Annotated in this window: 15 protein-coding genes and 2 pseudogenes; 3 read left to right on the plus strand and 14 right to left on the minus strand. The window is 69.8% G+C overall.

Annotated elements, in window-relative coordinates:
• Positions 1–1,178: 1,178 nt before the first annotated feature.
• The 8 genes and pseudogenes from AC3CH1_RS14895 to AC3CH1_RS14930 form a co-directional block, all read right to left on the minus strand.
• A pseudogene (locus tag AC3CH1_RS14895) lies at positions 1,179–2,318 on the minus strand (tubulin-like doman-containing protein); the annotation flags it as partial.
• A gap of 133 nt (positions 2,319–2,451) precedes the next feature.
• Positions 2,452–4,716: a VWA domain-containing protein gene (locus AC3CH1_RS14900; protein WP_488463334.1), complete on the minus strand. Its 2,265-nt coding sequence runs from the start codon at positions 4,714–4,716 to the stop codon at positions 2,452–2,454.
• A 129-nt stretch (positions 4,717–4,845) separates the two neighbouring features.
• Positions 4,846–5,397, minus strand: a complete 552-nt coding sequence (locus AC3CH1_RS14905; RefSeq protein WP_488463335.1) for a Pycsar system effector family protein — start codon at positions 5,395–5,397, stop codon at positions 4,846–4,848.
• Complete coding sequence (locus AC3CH1_RS14910) at positions 5,397–6,443, minus strand: hypothetical protein (protein WP_488463336.1); 1,047 nt, start codon at positions 6,441–6,443, stop codon at positions 5,397–5,399. Before AC3CH1_RS14910 ends, AC3CH1_RS14905 begins: the two co-directional genes overlap by 1 nt.
• The gene (locus AC3CH1_RS14915) at positions 6,436–8,841 is read right to left on the minus strand and encodes a hypothetical protein (RefSeq protein WP_488463510.1); all 2,406 of its coding nucleotides are present in this window, start codon (positions 8,839–8,841) and stop codon (positions 6,436–6,438) included. The genes AC3CH1_RS14910 and AC3CH1_RS14915 overlap by 8 nt, the downstream gene beginning before the upstream one ends.
• Positions 8,842–8,920: 79 nt before the next feature.
• Positions 8,921–10,132, minus strand: a complete 1,212-nt coding sequence (locus AC3CH1_RS14920; RefSeq protein WP_488463337.1) for a hypothetical protein — start codon at positions 10,130–10,132, stop codon at positions 8,921–8,923.
• Between the two features lie 92 nt (positions 10,133–10,224).
• Positions 10,225–10,935, minus strand: coding sequence for a Crp/Fnr family transcriptional regulator (locus AC3CH1_RS14925; protein ID WP_488463338.1), 711 nt, complete (start codon positions 10,933–10,935; stop codon positions 10,225–10,227).
• Positions 10,936–11,353: 418 nt separating this feature from the next.
• Positions 11,354–13,156, minus strand: a complete 1,803-nt coding sequence (locus tag AC3CH1_RS14930; protein WP_488463339.1) for a lysyl oxidase family protein — start codon at positions 13,154–13,156, stop codon at positions 11,354–11,356.
• A 919-nt stretch (positions 13,157–14,075) separates the two neighbouring features.
• Here AC3CH1_RS14930 and AC3CH1_RS14935 point away from each other — a divergent pair.
• Together AC3CH1_RS14935 and AC3CH1_RS14940 are read left to right on the plus strand one after the other, a co-directional pair.
• Complete coding sequence (locus AC3CH1_RS14935) at positions 14,076–14,402, plus strand: hypothetical protein (RefSeq protein WP_488463340.1); 327 nt, start codon at positions 14,076–14,078, stop codon at positions 14,400–14,402.
• A 29-nt stretch (positions 14,403–14,431) separates the two neighbouring features.
• Positions 14,432–14,884: a hypothetical protein gene (locus AC3CH1_RS14940; RefSeq protein WP_488463341.1), complete on the plus strand. Its 453-nt coding sequence runs from the start codon at positions 14,432–14,434 to the stop codon at positions 14,882–14,884.
• 263 nt (positions 14,885–15,147) lie between these two features.
• On the opposite strand, the gene AC3CH1_RS14945 is transcribed toward AC3CH1_RS14940, so the two are convergent.
• The 6 genes and pseudogenes from AC3CH1_RS14945 to AC3CH1_RS14970 all read right to left on the minus strand — a co-directional run bounded on the left by AC3CH1_RS14945 (position 15,148) and on the right by AC3CH1_RS14970 (position 21,483).
• Positions 15,148–15,573 carry a PIN domain-containing protein gene (locus AC3CH1_RS14945; RefSeq protein WP_488463342.1) on the minus strand — a complete coding sequence of 142 codons (426 nt, stop codon included), beginning with the start codon at positions 15,571–15,573 and terminating at the stop codon, positions 15,148–15,150.
• A complete protein-coding gene (locus tag AC3CH1_RS14950; protein ID WP_488463343.1) occupies positions 15,570–15,848 on the minus strand; it encodes a CopG family transcriptional regulator in 279 nt (92 codons plus the stop codon). The genes AC3CH1_RS14945 and AC3CH1_RS14950 overlap by 4 nt, the downstream gene beginning before the upstream one ends.
• A gap of 67 nt (positions 15,849–15,915) precedes the next feature.
• Entirely contained in the window at positions 15,916–16,821 is a 906-nt protein-coding gene (locus tag AC3CH1_RS14955) for a phosphorothioated DNA-binding restriction endonuclease (protein WP_488463344.1), read from the minus strand.
• A gap of 94 nt (positions 16,822–16,915) precedes the next feature.
• Complete coding sequence (locus tag AC3CH1_RS14960) at positions 16,916–17,260, minus strand: WYL domain-containing protein (protein ID WP_488463345.1); 345 nt, start codon at positions 17,258–17,260, stop codon at positions 16,916–16,918.
• Between the two features lie 262 nt (positions 17,261–17,522).
• A pseudogene (locus tag AC3CH1_RS14965) lies at positions 17,523–18,701 on the minus strand (helicase-associated domain-containing protein); the annotation flags it as partial.
• A gap of 685 nt (positions 18,702–19,386) precedes the next feature.
• Positions 19,387–21,483: an ATP-binding protein gene (locus tag AC3CH1_RS14970; RefSeq protein WP_488463346.1), complete on the minus strand. Its 2,097-nt coding sequence runs from the start codon at positions 21,481–21,483 to the stop codon at positions 19,387–19,389.
• A gap of 140 nt (positions 21,484–21,623) precedes the next feature.
• Here AC3CH1_RS14970 and AC3CH1_RS14975 point away from each other — a divergent pair, with 140 nt between their 5' ends.
• Positions 21,624–22,664, plus strand: a complete 1,041-nt coding sequence (locus AC3CH1_RS14975; RefSeq protein WP_488463347.1) for a DNA cytosine methyltransferase — start codon at positions 21,624–21,626, stop codon at positions 22,662–22,664.
• Positions 22,665–22,784 lie beyond the last annotated feature (120 nt).

The following is a 22,784-nucleotide window of genomic DNA, read 5'->3' on the forward strand; positions in this document are numbered from 1 at the left end:
GTGCCCTCCGGGGTGAAACCGACCGGCAGCAGACCGGCGAGCTTGCGGCTGAACAGGTCGAGCGCTTCCTTGCTGACCTGGTCCGTCGCCTCGGCGTCCCCGGCGGCCGCCGCCAGCAGGGTGCTCATCGAGGGCAGCAGGGGCCGCTCCTCCAACTGCGCGCCGCTCTCGGCGAAGAGCCGGGTGATCCGCCCCTCCAGCCGCGCCTTGACCGCTCCGACCGCCCCGTCGGGGTTGCGGTGGCTCCGGGCGTGCACCTCCCGCCAGGTGTCCCCGTCGACGAGCCGCAGCAGCAGCGACGCCTCGTCGTCGCTCTCGCGGAGGCCCTCGCCGCGGACGAGCCGGGCCACGACGTCCTCGTAGAAGTGGTTGAGGCTGCGCTGCGGCGGCAGGAGGTAGGAGATGCCGGTGCGCTCCGCGTACAGCTCCAGACCCTTCTGCTGTGCGGACTTGGGCTCCTGGTCGGCGTGTTTGCGGAAGGCGTTCACCAGCCGCGCCAGGTCGGTGCCCGCCGTGTCCGCCTGCGACTGCCAGCGTTGCTGCTGCTCCCGCCAGGCCTCGTGCCACACGGCCCGGCTGCGCCAGCGGTACCAGCTGTCCTGGGCCTGGAGGACGACCCGTACGTCGTCGTCGCCCCACCGGGCCGGGGACATCCCGGCGATGCGGCCCTTGATCCGGGGGGTCTTCGGCGGCTGGTCGGTGACGCCCGGGGGCCGCTTCGGGGAGCGGGAGCGGGCGGTGAGCATGCCGAGGAACCCGAGCCGGGTGATCTCGTCCTCGCTGTCCGGGACCCCCCGGACGAGTCGTTCGGCGAGGAACGGGTCGACGCTCTGGAGGAGTTTCTCGATCGCCGGGCGCGGGCTGAACCGGGCGGCCATCGCGGCGGCCTGCCGGTCGGCGATGGACTGGAGCTCGGACAGCAGGCGCTGCATGTCCCCGATCCGGTTGTTGAGCGCCTCCTCGATCGCCTTGCCGCCGCGCGGCAGCGGCTGCGGGTCCTCGACGGGCAACTGCTTGCGCTCCCATAGCTCTTCGAGCTGGGAGTCCGCGAACAGCTGCCGGACCAGCGGCACGGTGTCGTCCTTCACCGGGTTGCGCGGCCGTTCCACCAGTTCGGTGACCGCGACCCGCAGCAGCCGCCCGGCCACCAGGTCGGCCAGCTGGTCCATGGGGGCGGTCATCGAGGCGACCAGGCTGGTGGAGACGCCCTGGCGGCCGATGCCGGTGGGGGACGGGGCGCTGCGCTGCACACCCCGGTTGATGAAGCTCGCGGCGAAGGTCTGGAAGTCGTCGTCGCCGGCCATGGACCGGCCCTGGGCCCGGCTGTCGCCCAGTTCGGTGCCGATCAACGACATGACCAGCGAGACGATGGAGCGGCGCAGGTCGTCCTGGCGGATGCCCGCGGTCGGGCTGAAGAGGAACGCGGTCGGCAGGATCCCGGTGCGCAGCCGGACCGGGGTGATGCCCGGGTAGCGGATGCCGAGGCCGGTCTCCTGGTCGAGGTCGCCGATCTCCGCCCCGGCGGTCGGCGCGTTCTGCCCGTCGACCAGCCGGAACAGGTCGACGAGTGAGCGGGCGGCGTTCAGCTCCGCCTCGCGCCCGCCGCCGGTGGAGGCGGGGAACGAGGACGGCATGACGACCAGCGGGTAGATCTTCACCCCGTTGAAGCGGCGCATCTTGAACGCCTGGTTGATCAGGTGCAGATAGTCCAGGAAGATCCCGGCCCCGGTGCCGCCGGCGACGGAGAACGCGACGAACACGTCGCAGCCGGTGACCCGGCCGCCGCCCAGTTCGCTCAGCTCGCCCGCCGACTTGGCGATGGCGTCGATGGCCTGGAGGAGGGGTTCCAGGACCGGCTGGAGGGAGTGCCGCAGCGTGGCGAAGAGCGCGGCGCGGCCCACCGTGGGGAGCTGGCCCGCGCCGTTGTGCAGCGGGGTGACGCGCGGTTCGCCGTCACGCGGGGGCAGCCAGCCCGCGACCTCCTCGCGCAGGCTGGCCCGCAGCATCTGCGTCACCTCCGGCGAACTGTCGAAGTTCGGCAGGAGGTTGTGGGTGGCCCGCGAGGTGCGGGCGTACGCCGCGCGCAGCGAGGAGTCCACGTTGAACTGGGGCAGCCGCTGGAGGTCGGACTCGCTGAAGTCCGCGTACACGAACTGCAGGCAGTCGGGCAGTTGGTAGGGGGCGAGGCCGCCGATGTGCTGGAGGGCGGTGCCGTCGGGTCCGCACAGGTCCACGCGCAGCTTGCGCTCCAGCTCGGCGCCGACGAGGCCGCCGGTGCCGCCCAGGCCGACGAAGAGCATCGGCTGGAAGATCTTCATGGGTTCCTCCCGCTTCCGGCCGGGGTGGGGCCGGTTCGTCCATGGGCGTCACCGCACGGCCGCGAGTCTCGCGGCCGTGCGGTGAACGCCGGGTCCTGCGGCGCCGCCCGCCGGGTGGCGGGCGGCGCGCGCCTCACAGGTAGTCGTCGCTCCCACCGGTCGTGGGCACCGGGTCGGGCCGCCCGGGGGCGGTGGCGCGTACGGAGTCCTCGCCGAGGGCGAGGCTCAGCCGGTCGGTGAGGTCGACCCGCCCGGTCGCCGTGAGCCGCTCCCGGGTGCGGCCGTTCTTGCGCAGCACCGCGCCGCCCTCGGGGCTGCGCTGCACGGCGTACCGGCCGTTGGTGCGCCGTTCGATGCGCGGGTTGCTGTGCGCCTCGGCGATGTCGAACGCGTACCACTGCTTCTGGCCGTGTCCGGCGGTGTGGACGCCGAGCACGTCGCCGTTCTCGGAGAGCAGGTGGAGCGTCAGCCCGTGCGGATCGCGGCGGCCCCGCCGCTGCCGGAGCCAGGCCAGCGCCACCAGGACGCCGACGACGACCAGCGCGACGGCGCCGACCAGCACCCACCAGTACCGGTCCAGCAGGCTGGGTTCGGGGGTGACCTGGACGGACAGCGGGGTGCGCACCAGGGTGCGGTCGCCGTCGGTGGCGTCCTGGACGGTGACGGTGCCGCCGATGCCGAGGGGGCCGTCGTCGAGCCGCCCGTCGAAGGACGTCTCCGGACCGATCCGGAGCCTGATCCCATGGGTGGAGGACGCGCCGGGCTTCACCACGATCTCCGCGGGGCTCACGGTGAGGAGCCCGGCCCGGACGTCCGCGAGGGACAGCTTCAGGGTGTGCGGAGCATCCGTGGTGTTGGTGACGGAGAGGTTCGCGGTGACCGTGTCCCCGGGGTGGCCGTCGCCGCGGACCGGGCCGAGCGCCGTGGTGACGGGCAGGGCCCCGGGGGCGACCTGGCCGCCCTCGCTGCGGGTGTCGGCGCTGAGCCCGGAGGCGGTGAGGGTGCCGCTGACCTTCAAGGCGCCGTCGGCGCTCTTCGGGACGGTGACCGTACCGCTGAAGGAGCCGTCGCTCCTGGTGGGGTCGGGCCCCTTGCCGTCGTCGGCGAGCCGCAGCGGCAGCGGGGCGAAGCCGTCGCCGGTGAGCCGGCTGCTGACCTTCAGACCGGCGTAGTCGGCCGGGTCCTTGATCTCGTAGCCCTCGCGGGTCTGGAGCCGCATGGTGACGGTCGCCTTCTGCCCGGCCTGCGGGGAGGGCGGGTCCATCGTGATGGAGCCGCGCACTTCCCCCTGCCACAGGACGCTGACGCCGACGGGGAGCGAGCGGTGGCCCTCGGGGGCCTTCACGTCGACCTTCCACCGGCCGGGCACCGGGTCGACGATCTTCAGCGCCTCCACGGTGCCGCCGCCGCCCGCGAGTTCGAAGGTGGAGTCCTTGAACTTCCCGGTGGTGGGCACCTTGTTGCCGAGCGGGTCGGTGTAGGTGACGGTCACCTCGGGGGAGCCCTTGTCGACGACGATGCTGCCCACGGTCGCCAGCGGCGAGATGGTGATGGGCAGGGTGGCGGGCGGGCGCTTGCTCGGCCCCGCCTGGTAGCGCAGGCAGTGCGCGGCGGCGAAGATCTTCTCCAGCACCGGCCCGACGTCCTTGGCCCCGGAGACCTTGCGGGCGGTGGGGCGGGCGGACGGCAGGTCGACGCAGCCCTTCTGGAAGCCGCCGGCGGCGATCTCGTCGAGCTGCTCCTTGTCCGGATCGGGACCGAAGCCGAGCGGCCAGATCTGTACGTTCTTGGCGGCGGCGTTCTTCAGCTCCAGCTCCAACTGCCGCTTCCCCTCGGCCTCGCGGTGCGCCGGGTCGCCGTACTGGGGGCTGCCGCTGACGTCCATCTGCCCGTCGGTGAGCAGGAACAGCACCCGGGGGGCCGACGGGTCGGTGCCCGAGCTCAGTTCGTGCACGCCCTGGCGGATCGCGCTCGGGAAGTCCGTCCCGGTGCCCTCACTCTTCTTGCGGCTGCGCAGCTTCTCCACGCAGCCCGCGACCGACTCCCGTCCCGCCGCGTCCAGTCGGGTCCGGGGGCACACGGGGTCCACCGCCCGCTGGTCGGCGGATTCGGCGGCGGCGAAGCCGAACACGCTGATGTGGGAGGTCGCCGAGACGTCACCGAGCGCGATCCGGGAGGCGGCGGCCTTCTCCGCCTTGATGTCCGCGGGCGCGAGGCTCGCGGACTGGTCGACGGCCACCGCGTAGTTGACGGAGGCGGAGGTGGGCGAGGCGGGCGCGGCGGGCTCCGGATCGGCGGCGGCCGGTGCCGTCAGGGAGGTGAGCAGGGCCGCACCGGCCAGGACGGCCAGCGCCGCCCGGCCGCTGCCGGCCAGGCCTCTTCTTCGGTCATTTCGCACGACCGTCCCCTTTTACTGTCGTTGCCATGTGTGCGTGGTGTCGGTGTCGGTGTCGCGAAGCGCTTGTCCGGCTGCTTCGCGCAGCCGTCGGTGGTGTGCCCCTGGACGCGGCACACCCGTGCGGGGCGGTCAGCGTCCGGCCAGGCTCCAAGCGAGAGCCAGCGCGGCCGCCGGGGCGAGCGTGGCGACCGCCCAGCGGATCGCCCGGTACTTGGCGGACAGGATGGCGCTGACGTCCACGGCCTGGACGATCAGCCAGCCCACCGGGTCGCGGCCGGCCTCGTTGACGCGGGCGGTCAGCACGTCGTAGTCGAACGGGGCCAGCAGGTCCCCGAAGTAGGTCACCCCGTCCTGGTCGCGGACCGTGCCCGTACGCGGCAGGAGCGCGCGGACCAGGGCGGCCACCGCGACCACCCACAGCACGCCCGCGACCACCAGCGCCAGGTCGCCGGGGCCCCGCCAGTCGGGGGAGCCGTGCCGCCCGATGAGGAAGGCGGGCAGGGCGAGCGCCCCCGAGAGCAGCACGGCCGCCTTCGAGTCGGCCCTGCCGAGGTCCTCCCGGACGGTGACCAGAAGCCGTTCCGCGATGCGTTCCCCCGCCCTGTCCGGCCCGTGCTGACCCCCGTCCGGCACCGGCGCGGTCGAGGCGGGGGAAGTCCTTGTGTTTCCGTCGGCGCCCATCAGTCGCCCTCCACCCAGCCCCAGCCGTCGTCGCGGTTGCGGTCGCGCGGCGCGGGCGGTTCCGGTTCGGCGTCCCGGACGGGCGGGCGGGGCTGCCGCACGGGAGGCTCGTCCGCCGCCCAGCCGGGGGTGAACGGCTCCTCGGGGGCGGGCGTCAGCTCCCGAGGGGTGCGGCGGGCGGGCCGGGTGCCGAGGGGCCCCTGGATGCCGAGATGCCGCCTGCTGAGGTCGTCGAGTACGCGGGTCTCGATCGCGTCGGAGTGGATCTGGCCGTCGGCGATCATGGCGAAGAGCCGGTCGACCCGGTCCCTCTCGTCCTGCCGGCCCTCCTGGCGGATCTTCTCCAGGAAGTTGTTGGCCTCCTTGGGGTCCGCGGCCAGCATGTGGCTGAGCTGCTCCAGCTCGCCGCCGCGCAGCATCTTGAGGTAGTTCTGCTGCCGGATCCGCGCCAGCTCGTCGTCGCTCCGCTGGCTGCGGACCCTGTCCTCGTGGCTGATCGTCCGGTCGTCCACCCGCAGCCGTACGAACAGCCGCACCCGCAGCCCGAGGTCGGTGCCCAGGTCGTTCCACCGCCCGGAGACGCAGGCCTCGGTGATGGCGGTGCGGGCCTGCTCCGCCTGGTGCACCGGGTGCTGCGCGGAGATCTCCCACAGCCGCTCCAGGGTCGGCGCGGTGAGCCGCTCGGCGATGTCGGTGACCACTCGCACCGCCACCAGGTGCGGGTCCTCGACGGTCCACTGGATGTCCACCTCCGCCTTGAAGAAGGTCGCGCCTCCGGACGCGGGAAGCTCCATCCGCAGGGTGGTGATGAAGGTGCCGGTGGCGATCTCGCAGATGGTGTGCGGCCTCGCCAGCGGCGGCTTGTCGTAGTGCTCGACGCCGGAGACGCCGGCCACGCTGTAGCCCCGCCGGTAGAACAGCACCGACGTGGTGCGGGCGCCGCCCTGCCGGAACGCACCCGTCGGCGTGTACTCCCGCAGGAACGGGCCCAGGGGCCGCGAGGGGTCCACCGCCCCTTTCTGCGCCGCGCCGTTCTCCTCAGACATGACTCTCCTCCTCTTCGGACCGCCGCTGCCGCGCGGGCACGGCGAGCCTCCACAGGGCGCGCGCCCGTTCCTCGGCGAGCGGACGGTCCTGATCCCTCATCATTCGGCGCAGCAGCCAGTCCAGCCGCCGCCGGTCCTGCTCCTCGGCGGTCAGGGCGGGCAGCAGCGCGGCCAGCCCCTCCCGCGTCCACGCGCGGCCGTCCTTGCGCGAGGCGGAGCGCAACAGGGTCTCCATGGCGTCGAGCGCGACGTCCCGGGACCGCGCGGTGTTGAGCGCCGTCCAGAACAGGTCGGCCAGCTTCCCGGTCAGTTCGGGCCGGGTCGCGGCCAGCGCGAGCAGCAGCGGCCAGTCGCCCCGGTCGCCCATCGGGGTGCCGGGCTCGTCGTCGAGGACCTCGTCCACATCGGTCAGCGCCAGCCGGACGATGCTCACCAGCGCGAGGTCCTGGTACTCCTCGCCGCGGTGCCCGGTCCAGTCGGCCAGCCGCCGCAGCACGGTGGCGCACTCCGGGCGCGTCAGCAGCCGGACCACGTTCAGCGAGGCCACGGCCAGCTGCTCCCCGTCGTCGCGGACCCCGATCCCGGCCAGTGCGTCCAGGGTGTCGTCCATCGAGTCGGCCGACCGGCCGTAGCCCAGCGCCATGGCCGCGGTCCAGCGCAGGGCCGGTGTGCCGTGCCGCGACCAGTTGTCGACCACCTTGCGCACCGCCCGGCGGTGCGAGGCGTGGCCGGCGGCCTGGTCCAGCGCGGTGGCGGCGAAGACCCTGCGGCGGGGCGTGGGCGCCTCGGCGAGCGGCCGGATCAGCTCCGCGTACCCGTGCTCGAAGTCCCGTACGGACAGCTCCCCGGCGGCCACCGCGGCGCGCATCGACACCTGGGGCCGGGGGTCGTCGGCGAGCAGCCGCAGCCAGCGGACGACCGGGGCGCGGACGGGGAAGTGCCGGTCCCAGACCTCGGCCAGCACGGCGGCGGGCAGCGCGGACCCCCGGTAGAAGATCAGCCGCCCCGTCACCTCGCTGCCCGCCACGTCGACGACCCCGTCGGCGGGACGGGCGCGCGAGAGCGCCAGGTCGGATTCCGGGTCGTCGCAGAACAGGGGGCGGGCCGGGGTGCTGTCCGGATCGCTCTGTACGGACAGTTCCCAGGTCAGCAGGTGAGCGGCGGCGGACACCGCGCTGTGCGACGCGCCGCCGAGGACCGCGAGCGCGATCCGGAACGCCACCGGGTGGAACAGGGCGGCGGTTCCGGAGCGCACGGGCGTCCGGCCGTCGCCGGGCGGCGGGGCGGCCAGGGCCCGGTCCACCCCGGCGAACCACTCGTACGCCTGGACGGCCGCGAGACCGCGGCAGCCGGACAGCAGCTCCGCACGGCCGACGGAACCCAGGAGGTGCCCGGCCAGCAGCGAGGCGAGCAGCTCGGCCTCGGCGGGCCGCAGGTCGTCGAGGCCCACCGCCTCGGTGACCTCGGGGTCCTCGCGGAGCTCTGTCGCACGCTCCAGCAGCCGCGAGAGCGAACCGTCCCGGTCGGGGCGGCGGTCCCGGTCTCCGCCGGGGCGGCGGTCCCGGTCCGGGTCCCCGTCGGGGTGGCGGTCGCGGCCGGGGCTGCGGTCCCGGTCGGAGTGCCCGTTCGGGCCGCTGTCCCCGTCCCCGTCCCGGTCCCGGCCCCCTTCGGAGCGGCGGTCCCGGTCCCGGTCCGGGATGCCGCGCCCGTCCCCGTCCCGGGCGGCGGGCCCGGCCCCGTCCAGGCCCCCGTTCCGGGCGCCGCCCCCGTCCCGTACCGGGTCGCCGTGTTCCTCCTCCAGCCGCTGGCGCAGCCGGACGGCGACCAGGTCATGGGTGGGGGCGGGCGGGCAGATCGCCCCGTACCGCCCGGCCAGCAGCGGGTTGGCCGCCGAGCCGACGCTCACCACGACCACCGCGTACGAGCCCCGCTCGGCCAGCGCCGAGGCCAGCTGGTCCAGGTCCATCCCGTCGGGCGGCAGGGTGCCCGGCCGGTCCAGGGACGCCTCCAGCAGATACCCGGTGCCGCGCAGGTGGCCGCCCTCCCCGCCCGCCACCTGCGCGGCCAGCCCGCGGACCCCGCGCTCCGGGTCGGCGCGGCGCACCCGCTCGCTGTTCTGCCCGCCCCCGCCGTCGCGGGTGACCTCCTCCAGGAGCGCCAGCGCGGTGCTGGCCCGGCCCGTGCCGGGGGCCCCGCCGAGCACCAGCAGCCGACGGGCTTCCAGCGCCCGGCGCAGCCGTACGTACCCCTCCGGCTCGATGTGGGTCCGGCGAATGCGCAGCAACTCCTCCTCAGGGACCGGTCCGTCGCGCGTCATGAGACCCGAACGCCGGGCGTCGAGGCCGATGTTGATGTCGCCGATGTGGAGCTGGCCGACGTCGGAGCGGTCGAAGCCGATGAGGTCCCGGCCGCTGGCGAGGAGCTTCTGTCCGGACCGCCGGGCGCGCGTGGCGGCGGCCGCGTCGGTCGGCTCCTCCTCACCCTGCTCCTCGGCGAGCGGGTCGCGGGTCCGGTCCTTGAAGCGGTCCGCGGCGCGTTCGCGTTCCTTCTCCCGCTCGGCGGCCTCGTCGTCGGCGGATTCGGACGAGCCGGCGGTGTCGGAGGAACCGGGCGCGTCCGCGCCGCCCGGGGCCTCCCCGGCCCGGTCGTCCTTCCGCGCCCCACCGCGCGGCGGGGCCTCGGGGGAGCGGGCGTCCTGCGCCTTCGGGGCGGCGGGCTCGGCGGGGCGCTCGGCCACTGCTTCGTCGGCCATGCTCAGTCCTTCCGGGGCCGGCGCCGGTGACGCGGCCGATGTGCACGGGCTGCTGGTAGACGTTGTGCTGGTGCACGGACAGATCGCCCTGCGCGCTGTACCGGGCGGACGCGTCCCCGTCCCCGTCCTCGCCCTCCTCGTCGTCCCGGTGGTCCCGTACGCGTTCCGGAGCTGCGGCGGTCGATGCGGTGCCCGTCCCGGCAGGCGGAGCAGCGACCGGCCCCGAGGCCGAAGCGGTGTCCGTCCCCGCCGCCGGAGCAGCAGCGGACGGAGCGCCGGCCGTGCCGGAGGCCGTCGTGCCGGATGCCGTCGGGCCCGGCTCCTCCGGGGCGGTCGGCACGATGCCCGGCGCGGGCCGTCCCGGCAGGTGGAACCAGGCGGAGACCTCCCCCTCCTTCAGGGCGAGCCGCGCCCGGGAGAAACGCGCGGGCTCGATGAACTTGCCCCCGGCGGAGACCACGTCGACGTAGAGGGAGTCGGAGACGGCGAGCACCAGATCGGCCTGTTCGCGGTCCAGCAGCTGCCGGGCGACGGACGAGTCGGCGAGCCGGCAGGTCAGATCGACCGCACGCCCGCTGATGCCCCGGCGGTCATGGCGTACGGGACCGACGTGCATGGCCACCCGCAGCCCGAGCGGCACGAGCAGGGAGCGGTTCTCCTCACGCAGGTTCTCGTGGACCTCCACCATCCACAGGCCGAGCAGCCGCGTCACGGCGATCCGGCCGGGGACCGACACCAGCACGCCGTCCCCGCGGTCCTCCATGTGGACGGCGTCCCGGCCCACCCCGGCCTGGGCGAACGCGGTCTCCAGGACCCGGTAGATCCGCTCCCTCATCCGCGGCTTGTCCGCGTCGCTGTACTGCCCGGAACGTCTGGCGTCCACGCTGATGACCAGCTCGTAACGTGCCTCTCCGGCATCCAACGCGTCGTGCTCCACCGCGTGTCCCCGCTCTCTCTGCGCTTGCCGTCCCGTACAGCTTCCGGCCCGGGACGAAGGCCGTCTGTAGCCGTTTACACACGGCGGCGCTCCTACTCCCGATGTCCCTCCGCGAGGAGAGCGAGCAGCGCGGGGTCGAGGATCTCCACCATGCGCGTACCGGTGCGCACGATCTTCTGGGTGCGCAGCAGCCGCAGCGCCTTGGCGACCGCCTCACGGGTCGCCCCGACGGTGGCGGCGAGTTCGTCCTGGGCGAGGTGGACGACGGCGCCGGTGGCCCCGGCGCCGGGCGCGGACGGCGCGTAGGGGCCGGTGGGAGCGGTCCGGGAGAGCTCGGTGAGCCGGCTCGCCAGGCGCTGGAGGACGGTCAGGGAGGCGAGGGCGGAGCGCTCCTGGTCGGCGCTGCGCAGCCGGAAGGTCAGTTGCCGGATCACCAGTCCGCTGACCCGGGGGTGGGTGGCGAGGAACCGGCGGAACGCGTCGCCGCCGATGACGGCCGCCTCGACGGTCCCGAGGGCCCGTACGGTGGCGCTGCGGGGGTGCTGGTCCAACGCGGCCATCTCTCCCAGGAGTTCCCCGGGCCCCCGTAACCCGAGGATGAGCCGGGTGGCACCGCGGTCGGTGACGTGGGAGACGGTCACCCAGCCGCGCAGCACGATGACCACATGACCGGTCCGGTCGCCCTCGGTCAGGAGCGGGGCGTCGGCCGCGTACTGCTTGCGGTGTCCCAGGGCCATGACGCTCTCGTACTCCGAGGCGGTCAGAGCCCGCCCGAACGCCAGCTCATCGCCGAGCAGCCCCATGGCCACTCCCCCCGCGGCGGTATGTATGGCCCGATCTCGTTGGCGTAGATGTTTCCAGAACCACCCCCTGTGGGGAGTGAATTGCGCCACACCTGCACTACGCATGAGTAACTGATGCGTTGCCTGGTCGGCGGCGATGTCCGCCGGAAGTGCCTTCTCCGCAGCCGCGTTGTGGAGGGGGGACGCCCGTGGGTCCCGGGACCCCGTGGGCGCGCCTGGTCATGTCCCTGACCGGCGGAGTCGTGGCGCGGCGAGGAAGCGGTCGCGGAGCCGCGGTGGGGCGGGGCCGGGGTTACGGGTGCACGGGCGAGTTGGCGAGAACTCGGGTTTCGTCCCGGCATGCCGACGGCCCCGGGAACAGCTCCCGGGGCCGGCGGAACGTACGGTACGGAGCGCCGCAACGCGGCGCTGGGCCGCGCTAGTTGGCGTTTACGAGGTGATGGGCGGGGACCTTCACGGTGCGGGCGCCCTTCTTCCCTCCGAGGACGACCTTGCGCAGCGCGCTGTTGTTCTTGTGGTTGGTCTCCTTGAGCCGGTTCTCCGGGTTGGCGAGGACCTGGATGTAGTACGTGCCGTTCGGCAGGCCCGTGATGTCGAAGGACTGGCCGGGCAGGTCCTGGGTGTAGGTGTCACCGGAGCCGACGTCGAGCACCTCGCGGACGGAGATCGAGTTCTCCTGGCCGCACGCGGTGGACAGGTCGGTGTTGTCCGGGTGCCAGTTGGCGTTCTTCACCGTGTAGTCGACGGCGTCGGTGTTGGCCAGGCAGAACGCCTCCTTGCCGCTGCGCACCGACTCCTTCTGGTCGGCCTTCAGCAGCCGGTAGCTGGCGAAGTCCGTGAAGTGCCAGTGCTCGTGGCCGGGGCGCGGGTCCCACTCCATGGTGCCGGTCGGGGTGTAGCCGACCTGCTTTCCGGCGGCGTCGTAGAAGTACTGGTAGGCGTCCATCAGCTCCTTGCCCGGGGAGCGGAAGCCGTCCACGACGAGCTTGGCCGGGCCCGCGTTCCACACGTTGGCGCTGAAGGCGAGGTAGTCCTTGCCGGGCACCTCCTGGTAGCCGTCGCTGACGGTGATGCCGTACGCGGGCAGCGAGCGCAGGTCGGGCTTGGGCACGTCGGGCACGACCGCCTTGCCGGTGGGCCGCTTCGCGTTGGGGCGGGCGCCGGGCGCCTGGCGCGACCCGTCGGTCTGCCCGGCACGGTCGCCGGCCTTGGCCGTGGAGAAGGCCTCCCGCTGGAGCGACTCCTTCTTCAGCGCCCAGGGCAGGGCGGCCGGGGCCGGCGGGTAGGGCCCGTGGCCGACGTTGAACGTGGAACCGGCACCGGTCGTCCGGGCGGCGGGGGCCTCGGTGCGGGCCGGGGCGCCGTGCGCGTGTGCGGAGGGTGCGGCGGCCTTCCCGTGCCCTTGGTGCCCTTCGTGCCCTGCGTTCTCCCCGTGCCCTGCGTTCTCCCCATGTCCCTGGTGCGCGGACGCGGCGCTGCGGCTGCCGGCGGGTACCGGCGGCGGCTCCTCCCAACTGCGCTCGCGCACGGTGACCTTGACGGTGCGCGTCTGGTTGGCGATGCCGAAGAGGTCGCGGTACTTCTTGGTCACGTTGATCTTGGCGGTGTACGTACCGGCGGCCAGCTGGACCGGCTTGGAGTAGTAGCCGGCGTAGGTGTTGGACGCCCAGCCGTTCTCGACGCCCCACACCGAGCCGAGGGTGAAGGGGTTCACCGGACAGCTCTGCGGATACTTCGACTTGGCGGGCGCGTCGGGCCGGACCCGCCCGGAGGCGTTGTTGGGGCAGAACGCCTCGGTCTGGCTGAGCACCGTCTTGCCCGCCGCGTCGGTGAGCTTGATCTGCGCGAAGTCCGGCAGCCCGGAGAAGTCCTTCACGAGCCCGGCGGGGAGCGCCTTGGTCGTGGTCTTCTTCCCGTTCCGGAAGACCTGCGAGGCGACGACCGGGTCCTTGTAGGACTTCCGGGTCACCTTGAGCTCGAAGGCGCCGTTCTCGGAGGTGAGATACGTCCCGAGATCCAGATAGACGCCCGGGTCCTCCTTCCAGGAATCGAGCGTCACCGAGGTGGAGGCGGCGATCAGGCTGAGCTTCGGCGTCGGCTCCGCCGTCTCGGCGTCGGGCGCGGCGGCGACGACGCCCGCGGTCACGGCGACGGCCGCGGCGACGGCGATCGAGGGGCGGGTCAGGCGGTTCGTGCGGCCCTGCGGGGATCTGGTCATCATTCCTCGTACTTCCGGCTTCCGGGTGCGGGACGGAACGTGGACGAGCAGCACGGCCCCAACTCCGACTCCCCTGTGGCGACGCTGTGTCCGGCCTGTGAGAAGCGGAGTGGCCCCCGCAGGTTGTCTGTACTCACCCGGACGGCCCACAGTTGTCCGAAAAGTACCGCCCGGGTCTCCGCGGCGGAGCCGGGCTGGAGACCTCGGCACGGCTACTGCGCAGCGGCTCTGCCGGACGGCGCCCCTGGACGCTTTTCGGCCACGGGCACCGACAGCGGACCGGCTCGTTTCGTACGGCGCTGGGTCACGGCGCTCTCGACGCGGGTGATGCCGTGCAGTGCGGCCAACTCGTCCGTCACATAGGCGTGAAGGCCGCTCACGCTGCGGCACGGCACTACCCCGCTCTGCCCGGCCGAGAGTGGTGTCGCTCCGCGACGTGCGCGCCCAGCGGCGGATACACCGGCGCTGAAGCAGGACGGCGAGCGCCGGAAACCCCAGGACGGCCCGCCCCGGGGCGGCCGGGGTCGCAATGGGTTGAAGGACCCCCGACGAGCGACACCCGCCCGCCCCCGCAACGTTGATGGCCCCCACAGCAAGCTGTGGGGGCCATCAACGTATTGCCCGGTGAGAGCAATGGCGGAGGATACGAGATGCGAACTCGTGAGGGGTTGCCCCCAACACGCTTTCCACGCCTTCGTCCGGGGCTCCGGAGACGGTCAGGTGCGTAAGGGCCTGCGACGGTTCAGGAGACCGCCGCACATTCGGATGGCGTCGTACAGAGGTGAATGAGACAGGAACTGAGACCACGAGCCTTGTCGGACAGAGTTCGGACGGTCGTGGTCGAGTCAGGGCGGCTCGGCCTGTCGGCCCTGCGCGGGCGGCATCCTTGGCGGAGTCGTAATACGCGTCATACACTGCTGGTATGCCGAAGACGAGAATCAGCATCAGCCTGGACAGTGAGCATGCCGAGCGCATCCGGACCCACGCGGAACGGGCCGGAATGGATGTGTCCGCCTACCTCGTCAACGCTGCGACCCGGCAGATGGCCGAGGTGGAAGCGGCGGAGGCTCAGTTCGCCCGACTTGACGCGGTGATCGCGGCAGCTGAGGCGGAGGCTGCCGCACTGGCCCCGCTGCCTGAAGTCGCCGACGAAGACCTCACGGAGCAGGAGCGGCAGGAGGTGCAGGAGGCTATGAGGCTCATCTATGGTGCCGAGGGTCCTGCTACCCGATCCGGTAACGCGGCGTGACTGTCCGGGTGCCGGTCTACGGCAGCGGCATGCTGATCGCGCTCGCGGACCGCAAGGCGAAGGCGGTGCGTCTGCATGCCGGTCTCCGGGAGACACCGCATCGGGCGCTCGTGCTCGGACCGGTACTCGCGCAAGTCTGGCGGCCCAGCCCCGCCACGGTGCATGCTCTGGCCGGGGTGATGAAGGAATGCACGGTGCCTCGGGCTCGTAGTTCGGTCCCGGCGATGCGCCCTACCAGCGTGGGGCAGACGGCATGCATTATGTGCGCCACCGGTCCGGACATCACCGAATGGCAACGCATCGGAAGCGCACTCGGTTCGGCAGAGTTGCCCCCGAAGAAGCGTCCGGACGCTGTGGATGCCCTGGTGGCTCTCACAGCCGCCCGACACGGCAGTGCTGTGGTCTTCACCAGTGATCCGGCGGACCTCGAGGCCTATCTCAAGGCACTGGATGCCCAGGACGTGCACGTGGTGCAGATCTGAGCGCCGGTCAGCAGTTGGTCAACGTCGAAGGCCCCCGCAGCGAGCTGCGGGGGCCTTCGACGTATTGCCCGGTGAGAGCAATGGCGGAGGATACGAGATTCGAACTCGTGAGGGGTTGCCCCCAACACGCTTTCCAAATGTTCGTACGGGGGTTCGGAGAGGGACGGGGTTGTTCTGACCTGGGACGGAGCCGCGCGTCGGAGGGATGGTGAACGGCACTGGACGGGGGCGAATGAGACCAGGACTGAGACCGGAGCGCCGGGTCATACCTTCTTGACGACGATCGACTCCGGAACCAGCCTCTCCAGGTCGTCCACATCCGAGGTGAAGACGGTGACCTGCCCCTTCTGCCGGCGCGCGATGACGGCGAGTATCGCGTCGATCGCGTACTTGTGGCCGTGCAGCTTGGCATCCGCCAACAGGCGGCGGGCCTGGCGGGCCTCGTCCTTCCCGATGTCAGCGACTTCGAGCCGGGAGAGCACCCAGTCCCAGCGCTGCTCGGTGGTTCTGCCGTCGTGCGCCTCGACCAGCGTCATCGGTGACGTGACGACCTCTGCTTCACCCCGGGCTGCGAGGTCGAGCCAGGCAATCATCTTCCGGTCGCCGCGTACGGCCAGGGACAGGGCTTCGCAGTCGAGTACGAAGACGCGCAGCGGCCGTTGCCCGGGTTCACCGGATCGCTTCCTCACGCGGCTTCTCCGGCACCGTGCGTTCCGGTGGCGCGCCGGCGCTCGTGCTCGGCGTCAAGGCCCTCCAACTCGTCGAACGCTGTGGTGCGCTCTTCGTCGGTGAGGGGACCGTGTTCCTCCTGCAGCCAGTCCGACAGCTCCCGCAGTCGGTCCCGGTCGCGCTTGAAGCACAGCGCCTCGGCGACGTACGCCGACATCCCCCGTTCTGCCGCCTCCGCTCGGATTTCGTCCAGGAGGTCCTCGGGAATCGTCACCGTTACCTTCTTCGTCGCCATACAAGTGACCATACTCTGGGTATCACGCTCCTTACCAGTGCAATTCTCGTGACCGCCAGGTCGGCGGTCAGGCGGTCGTGGCGGGACGCGGGCTGCCGTGGAAGACCTGGCCGGTGTGCCAGGAACGGTGGGCGGCGGCGATGGGGCGGACGCCCGGCTGGGGGCCGATGAGCGGACGGCCGGCGAGCTTGATGACGTGCTCGCGGGCGGCGGTGCTGTGGCCGACGAAGCTCTGCGAGACCAGGATGCGGTGGCCCTTGCCATGGCCTTCGCCGAGACCGAGGACGCCTTTGTCGAACAGCTTGTGGTGCAGCGAGCACAGACACAGCCCGTTCTCGACGTCGTCCGGTCCGTCGAACGCCCACCAGCGCACATGGGCGGCCTCGAGCCCGACCGGCACCGCGCCGATCCTGCCGTCATACCCGCAGAAGGCGCACTGGTACTCGTACGCCGTCAGGACCAGCTCCCGCATCCGCCGGTCCCGCTGCCTGCGCGTGGCCGAGAGCAGTCCGGTCTCGGCCTCCTCCAGCTCCAGGCCGACGGCTTCGCACAGCTCGCCGTGGAGGGAGGGCGGGAAGTTCAGATCGAGCAGCACCCGTGTCATCCGGCCGAGAAGAGACGGCTCCCGCCGCAGCGCCGCCCTGAGCTCCGGCGTCAGCCGCCCAGCGGCGCCGGCCGCGCGCAGTTCCCTGACCCCGGTCCCTGGGCTGCCCGGCCCGCGCTCGGTGCGCACCTCCCACACTCCGTCACTCACCAGATGATGGAAGGGATAGGCGGGCGTCGTCCGGTTACCGGGACCGTACTCGGCGAGCAGTCCTCGCAGGTCCTCCTCCACGGCGCTGTACCGCAGCTCGCCATCGGCGTCCTGCTGGAACCGGCTGAGCGCGTACAGGAACAGCAACGGCTTGTGCGGAGCCCGCGTCCCGCTCCTCGTCCACTGCCTCAACTGCGTGGTGCGCTCGACCCAGTCCATGGTCGGCGATCGTAGTGGCGGCTCGTCGCAGCGCTTGGCCGTGGGGCATCGCCGCAGTGGCCGGCCGAACACCGAGCCACGACGCGGATCCCGGCTACCCGGGCATGACGCCGTGGATGCGGGAGAGGGTGAAGACCTGTTCGTCGTCGCGCAGGTGGCACCACGCATACAAGTAGGGCGGGTCGAGCACGAGCTCGCCGAGGGTACGTACGGTCCGGTTGCCCGAGGCGGCGACGTACTCGACCGTGATGGCTGTGCCGGTGTCGATGGCATGGGCGAGCTGGCGGACATCGCTGAACGCCAGGTTCTTCGCGCATCCGGCGACGATCTCCTCGGTGTCCGTGCCGTAGGGGACCCCGGTGCCGAACGGGTCGGGAGCCGGAAGTATCGGCGGGGCGGCCCGCAGCCTGGCGGCCAGCGTGCTCAGGCCGACTGTCACCGGAGTCAGCGTCGGCACGGTACCGCCGCCGCTGGCCTGGGAGTGTGGGCGGGGGCGGGACCGGTGCGGCGGCACGTCGGCGCCGGGTCTTTTCGACGCGTACGGTTCCGTCGGCCCTCTCGGCAACGGGGGCGTAGCCGGCGGCCCGGAGCGTGGCGAGGGTCTTGTCGAGTGGGGTCCGGCTGACCAACACGGTCGGTGCCAGCAAGCGCAGGCCGAGGGCGGCGAGCTTTCTGTGCGTGACGAGTTCGGCGAGGAGAGCGGGTTCTTCGCCGTGGATCACACAGGCAGCTGGGGTGAGGCGCACACGGCCGTGAGTGCGTGCGCAGTCGTTGATCAGGTACGACAGCGACTGGGGGAGGGCGCCGACCGCGACGGCGCTCAGGTCTGCCGCGAGGGCATCCGCCGTGCGGCCCGTGTCCAGGGCACGGCGAACGGTTGTGGGGCTGAACCGCCACACCGATGCCGTGCCACCGACTTCCTTGTCAGCGACGGTGTCCAGCAGCGCGGCGAGGCGGGCGGACGGTGTGCCGGTGACGACGGCGGTGAGGTCCGCGCCGAAACGGGCTGCCCTGGTGGCCGTCGGCAGCAGCCGCTCACACGCGGCGGCCAGCGCTTCGGCGTGGTCGGTCCACAGAGCGGCACCGATGGGGGACAGGGCGCCGCGGGCGACGACCCCGAGCAGTTCCGCTTCCCGGGTCGCGGTGGCGAAAGGCGTGGTGTCCTGGGGGAGCTGCTCGGCGAGCGGGCGATGCCAGGCGACCAGCGGCCCCAGTTCCGCGGGGCTGTGCACTCCCCGGTCCGCCGGGAGCTGCGCCGCGGCGGCGAGGAGCCCCTCCCGGGCCTGTGGACAGCTGCCGCAGGGCGGTGTTCCGGCGAGCGCGGGCAGCGCCTTGCCGTCCTCGCCGTGCGCCTGGGTCGGAGTCAGCGGAAGCGTCCGCCAGGCGTGGAGAAGCGCGGTGAGCTGCTCCGCCGGTTCTTTTTCCGCCCAGGTGTCGTATCCGTCCGTTGCCGCGACCTGGTCGCCGTCCCGGGCCAGCAGCCCGGCGTCGTACGCCGTCTCCAGAACAAGGCGTACGACGATGTCGTCGCACTGTGCCGCCTTGCTGATCCGGGACAACTCACGTGCTCCGACCCCGCCGGACTTCAGCAGGACCGGCGGAGCCGCGGAGCACGTCGCCAGAACCGACGCAGGTGCGGCGAACGCCGCGGCGGCGGCCGCCGCCTCCCGGTCCACTTCCGCCGAGGTGACGGACACCGTCCGCACGACGGGCGGGACGGGCTCGAAGGGGGCGCGCCAGCCGGCTCCGCACAGTACGAGCGCCACCTCGGCGGGCATGCGTGTTGATCCGTACCCGGAGTGCCGGTCCTGGACCCGCAGTCCCCGCTCCAGTGCCCAGCGCACACGCGGCTCGGAGTCGGCCGGCGGGGTCCTGAACATGAGGAAATACGCCTGTGATTGGAGCTGTTCACCCCGGTGAGAGGCTCGCCGCTCAAGCAGATTCTGGGTGGACGAAGGTGCCGAAGCGATCACCGCGGCCACCCGCTCCGGATCGCTGTGGTGTTCGAATGAAATATCTCTTATGTCGGAAATAAATGAGACCAGAACTGAGACCACCAACGTCGAAGGCCCCCGCAGCGAGCTGCGGGGGCCTTCGACGTATTGCCCGGTGAGAGCAATGGCGGAGGATACGAGATTCGAACTCGTGAGGGGTTGCCCCCAACACGCTTTCCAACTGTGCGCGTGGCTGTTCGCGAGTGTCCGTAAGCGGTCGTTCGGCGGCTCAGCGAGGTTCGGTGTACGACGATGAATCACTGCGGACACAAGCGAACTGGACACAGAACAGAACAACAACCACCTGCAACCTCTGCCTCCAATGGATGGTGTTGGCTCGGTGTCAGGCGAAGTACGGGCCCGGTGTTCGCTGTACCCACCGACCGAGTTGCCCGCGAGTTGGTCGGCGGCTTCCTTGAATGTGGGGTGCTCCCCAACCTTGTCGCTGGCAGCTACGTGGCAGGTTTCGGTGACGCGGATGTTGCCGTGGACGAACTACCCGATGCGGACAGGCAGCCTGAGGGTAGGGCCTCATTCGATCGTCCATTGATCCTCGGCGCGTAGGCTCGCCCTACGGAGCACCCCCCTCGTTCCTGATGTTGTCGACACGAGCCAAGAAGTCACGGTGAGCCCGCAGCGTGTCATCGAGAAGGTCGTGCCAACCTCGGATCTGAATCCGGTTGTCGTTGGCTACTGAGGAGATCGAAACGCTGCTCAGCTTGTCCTTGTGGTCGGCGATGAACGTGAGCTTGCGTACAGGGAACTGCTTACCCAATGCGTCCACCTGGTTCAGGAATTCATCCAAATCCGCTAGATAATTCACGGCCCTCAGATACTCGGCGTCGGTTAGATGGTAGTTCATACGCTTGATCTCAACGATCCATAGCGTCCCAGAATCGTGCAACAGAACGAAGTCAGGGCGCTTCGATTGCCGATTGATCGCCGTTGTTACCAGCGCAATATTATGCTTCTTGAAGTACCAAGACTCGAATGATTTGCGCACCCTTTCAAGAGATTCATTCATGCCCAGTGGAGTCCACTCAGGAGCCAGCAACCATGGGGCTTGCTCCAGTAGTTCCTGAAGAGGTTGCTCCAATGTGGAACCATCGTCAATGAGAGCCGATAGCTTGTTAACTACTTCGATGCGCTCCGAGGCGACTTGGCCGAGTGAGTACATCTCGGCAATACGCGCCTTCTGGAACAGGCCGAGCACAATTTCTAACGGACTGCTGGCATCCTCCGCGACCTCGTGCAATGCGTCGAGTAGTGTCCGGTGCGGGCCAATAGTTTTCGCGAGTTGATAGACCTTCTCCCTGTGTTCTGGATCAAGGATGGCCTCCCTGTCCTTGTCGCTCACGAGAAGCTTGGCAGCCTGCCTGACGGACTCCTGAAAAGCCTTGTCTCCTGGAGCATCCTCCTCAAGCCGGGTTTGCAGGTTGGTGGCCTTCTCGAAATCGTTCCAGGTCTCCTTCTTCAGCGAGTTCCTGCCCCGCGCACCCAGCTCGCGCATGATGGCATGGCCCCACTGCCTCAGTGCATCACCGTAATCTGAGCTCCAGATGATGTCCTGTCGGTCGGATCGGATCAGATCCTCTCCTTCGTCCAGCCACTCGGCGTGAATTTCACCTACAAGATATGAGCGAATGCTATATTCGCCAAAGAATCCTTGAGTGATGCCGAAATCGCGCGTCATGGAGACAATTTTTCCGCGCGAGTAGATTCGGACTCCGGCCATCGCTTCATCACGGTAAGGCTTCCGGCTGTATGCTAGCCAGCCGGAGATGGGAAGTTTTAGGCCGGTTGACGTCTCAACGTTACGGTCAGCAAGATCGATACGAGTGTCAGGCATCAGCTCGATGTCCAACTCGCCGAGATGGAATGACTCGGGGATCAGCGTATTTTCTGCGTTGATGATCTCGACATACCAGTCCGCGCGGCGAATTCCGAAGCGCGCACTCAGTTGACGATGCAATTCCGCCCCGCTGGGTACCCGCTTGCGCCTGAAGTCGCGGAGCTTCACGGTGGTGCCATGGTCGGCTGACCAGGTTCCATCGAGCGGACCAGGCGAAGGACGGTACTCGTCATCTGTATCGTCCAGGATTTCATTCAGAGACAGCATGAGGTGCGCGACTTTGTATCCATTAGCCGTCTCCTCGCCTCCTGCTGTAATTACTTCGACCGTCTCACAGATTCCGAAGGGGGCTAGTTTGCCAATCCCCTTGCGACCCATTACCGGTCGATTCTTGTCCCGAGATTTGTCCTTGCCGAACCGCTTGCGGCGGTCCGAACCGACCGCCAGGTAGTGTGAGTTGACTTCGTCCGCAGTCATCCCGTGGCCGTCGTCCGAGACAGTGATCTCGTATGCCCCGGAGCCGTCTAGGAAGACGCCCCACGGCAACGTGACAGTCACTCGCTCGGCGTCAGCGTCGTACGCGTTTGCGATAACCTCCGCGAGTACTGCTGACACTCGGTCGTACATCTTGATGCCGAGTTTGTCGACTGTGAGGCGACTAATCCTCATCACGTACGGTTTGTCCGAGGTGTGCCCATTAACTGCGGCGTGGTGATCGTGCTTTCCGCTGGCCTGCCGTGGAACGTCCCCCCCAACGAGGTCGTTCCCTCCGGTGTCCCCCGACTGATCCCCACGGCTGTCGCCTTGCTGCGTCATCACGACCCTCATCCCTGACGTCCACCCAGTCGCGCCGATGCCACCAAGAGCGCCGGCGTACCGCCAGTTTGGGGGCCACGACGCTCAAGTGCCAGATGTCGCTAGTGCTTTGGGGTCATCTACTGGTTAAGATCGCCTTCATGTCTAGACCGAGTGCCATCGACCTCTTCGCCGGGGCCGGGGGCGCTACGCGGGGCCTCCGAGACGCTGGCTTCCGCGTGCTCGCCGCCGTGGAGAACGACCCGGAAGCTGCGGAGTCCTACCGCCAAAACCATGCCCGTGTTCTTCTTTACGAGGCTGATATCCGAAGCCTGTCCGCTGAGCAGATCGCGGACGCAGTATGCCTTAAGCGCGGAGATTTGGACCTTCTTAAGGCCTGCCCACCTTGCCAGGGTTTCTCAACCTTGGCTAAGGGGACAGTTGACCAGGTTAGGAATGACCTGGTGCTTGATGTAGCTAGATTCGTTGATGCTTTTCTGCCTAAAGTGCTATTGCTGGAGAATGTTCCCGGCTTGAGGCGAGATCGGCGACTAGCGCAACTAATCGGCGAACTCGAAAACCTCGGCTATTCATTTATGAGCAGTCTTCTAGATTCGAGCAGATTTGGTGTACCGCAACGGCGAAAGCGATTTATTTTGATGGGAGTCAGGGCTGATGTTAAGCATCCCGAGGATTCTGTTATCCCCCTGAACTACCTACCTGATAACTTCCTGACTGCCCCCAGGACGGCGCGCCAAGTTCTCAAGCACCTAGACCGGTATTCCAAGCCTGACGACCCGCTTGGTGTACACCGAAAGAGTAGTGAGGCGGTCCTCGCCAGAATCTCGGCGATCCCGATCGGTGGAAATCGATTCGATCTTCCCGAGGAACATCAGTTGGACTGTCATCGCAAGCTCAAGAATCGATCTGCTGCGAGTTCGTATGGCCGTATCAAGCTCGACGAACCCGCACCAACAATGACAACGAGATGCACGACGCCGGCGTGCGGCACATTTGTTCATCCCACCGAAAATCGTGGACTTACGTTGCGAGAAGCTGCGACTTTCCAATCGTTCCCAATTGGCTATCGGTTCTACGGACAGTATGGCTCTATCGAGAGGCAGATTGGGAATGCCGTTCCTGTTCGAATGGCGAAAGGTCTGGGATTGATCGCACGTTCAATTCTCGATCAGTCTCGATGAGGTAGGTAACGCTGCCGACTGCCCCTAAACCGGGCCGCAGAGCACGGGGCCTGCATCTATCGGCAAGCTTTCAGATGGCTTGCTCCGCCTGTTTCTGACGTATGCCGGGCGCGGGGCGTC

It is taken from the genome of Streptomyces sp. MGP-P1 (genome assembly GCF_057766565.1).

What these genes read in the sequence shown, in the direction of transcription:
- AC3CH1_RS14905 (WP_488463335.1), bottom strand. Translation starts at nt 5,397, where the DNA reads ATGGGCGCCGACGGAAACACAAGGACTTCCCCCGCCTCGACCGCGCCG.
- AC3CH1_RS14910 (WP_488463336.1), bottom strand. Translation starts at nt 6,443, where the DNA reads ATGTCTGAGGAGAACGGCGCGGCGCAGAAAGGGGCGGTGGACCCCTCG.
- AC3CH1_RS14925 (WP_488463338.1), bottom strand. Translation starts at nt 10,935, where the DNA reads ATGGGGCTGCTCGGCGATGAGCTGGCGTTCGGGCGGGCTCTGACCGCC.
- AC3CH1_RS14930 (WP_488463339.1), bottom strand. Translation starts at nt 13,156, where the DNA reads ATGATGACCAGATCCCCGCAGGGCCGCACGAACCGCCTGACCCGCCCC.
- AC3CH1_RS14935 (WP_488463340.1), top strand. Translation starts at nt 14,076, where the DNA reads ATGCCGAAGACGAGAATCAGCATCAGCCTGGACAGTGAGCATGCCGAG.
- AC3CH1_RS14940 (WP_488463341.1), top strand. Translation starts at nt 14,432, where the DNA reads ATGCTGATCGCGCTCGCGGACCGCAAGGCGAAGGCGGTGCGTCTGCAT.
- AC3CH1_RS14950 (WP_488463343.1), bottom strand. Translation starts at nt 15,848, where the DNA reads ATGGCGACGAAGAAGGTAACGGTGACGATTCCCGAGGACCTCCTGGAC.
- AC3CH1_RS14955 (WP_488463344.1), bottom strand. Translation starts at nt 16,821, where the DNA reads ATGGACTGGGTCGAGCGCACCACGCAGTTGAGGCAGTGGACGAGGAGC.
- AC3CH1_RS14970 (WP_488463346.1), bottom strand. Translation starts at nt 21,483, where the DNA reads ATGACGCAGCAAGGCGACAGCCGTGGGGATCAGTCGGGGGACACCGGA.
- AC3CH1_RS14975 (WP_488463347.1), top strand. Translation starts at nt 21,624, where the DNA reads ATGTCTAGACCGAGTGCCATCGACCTCTTCGCCGGGGCCGGGGGCGCT.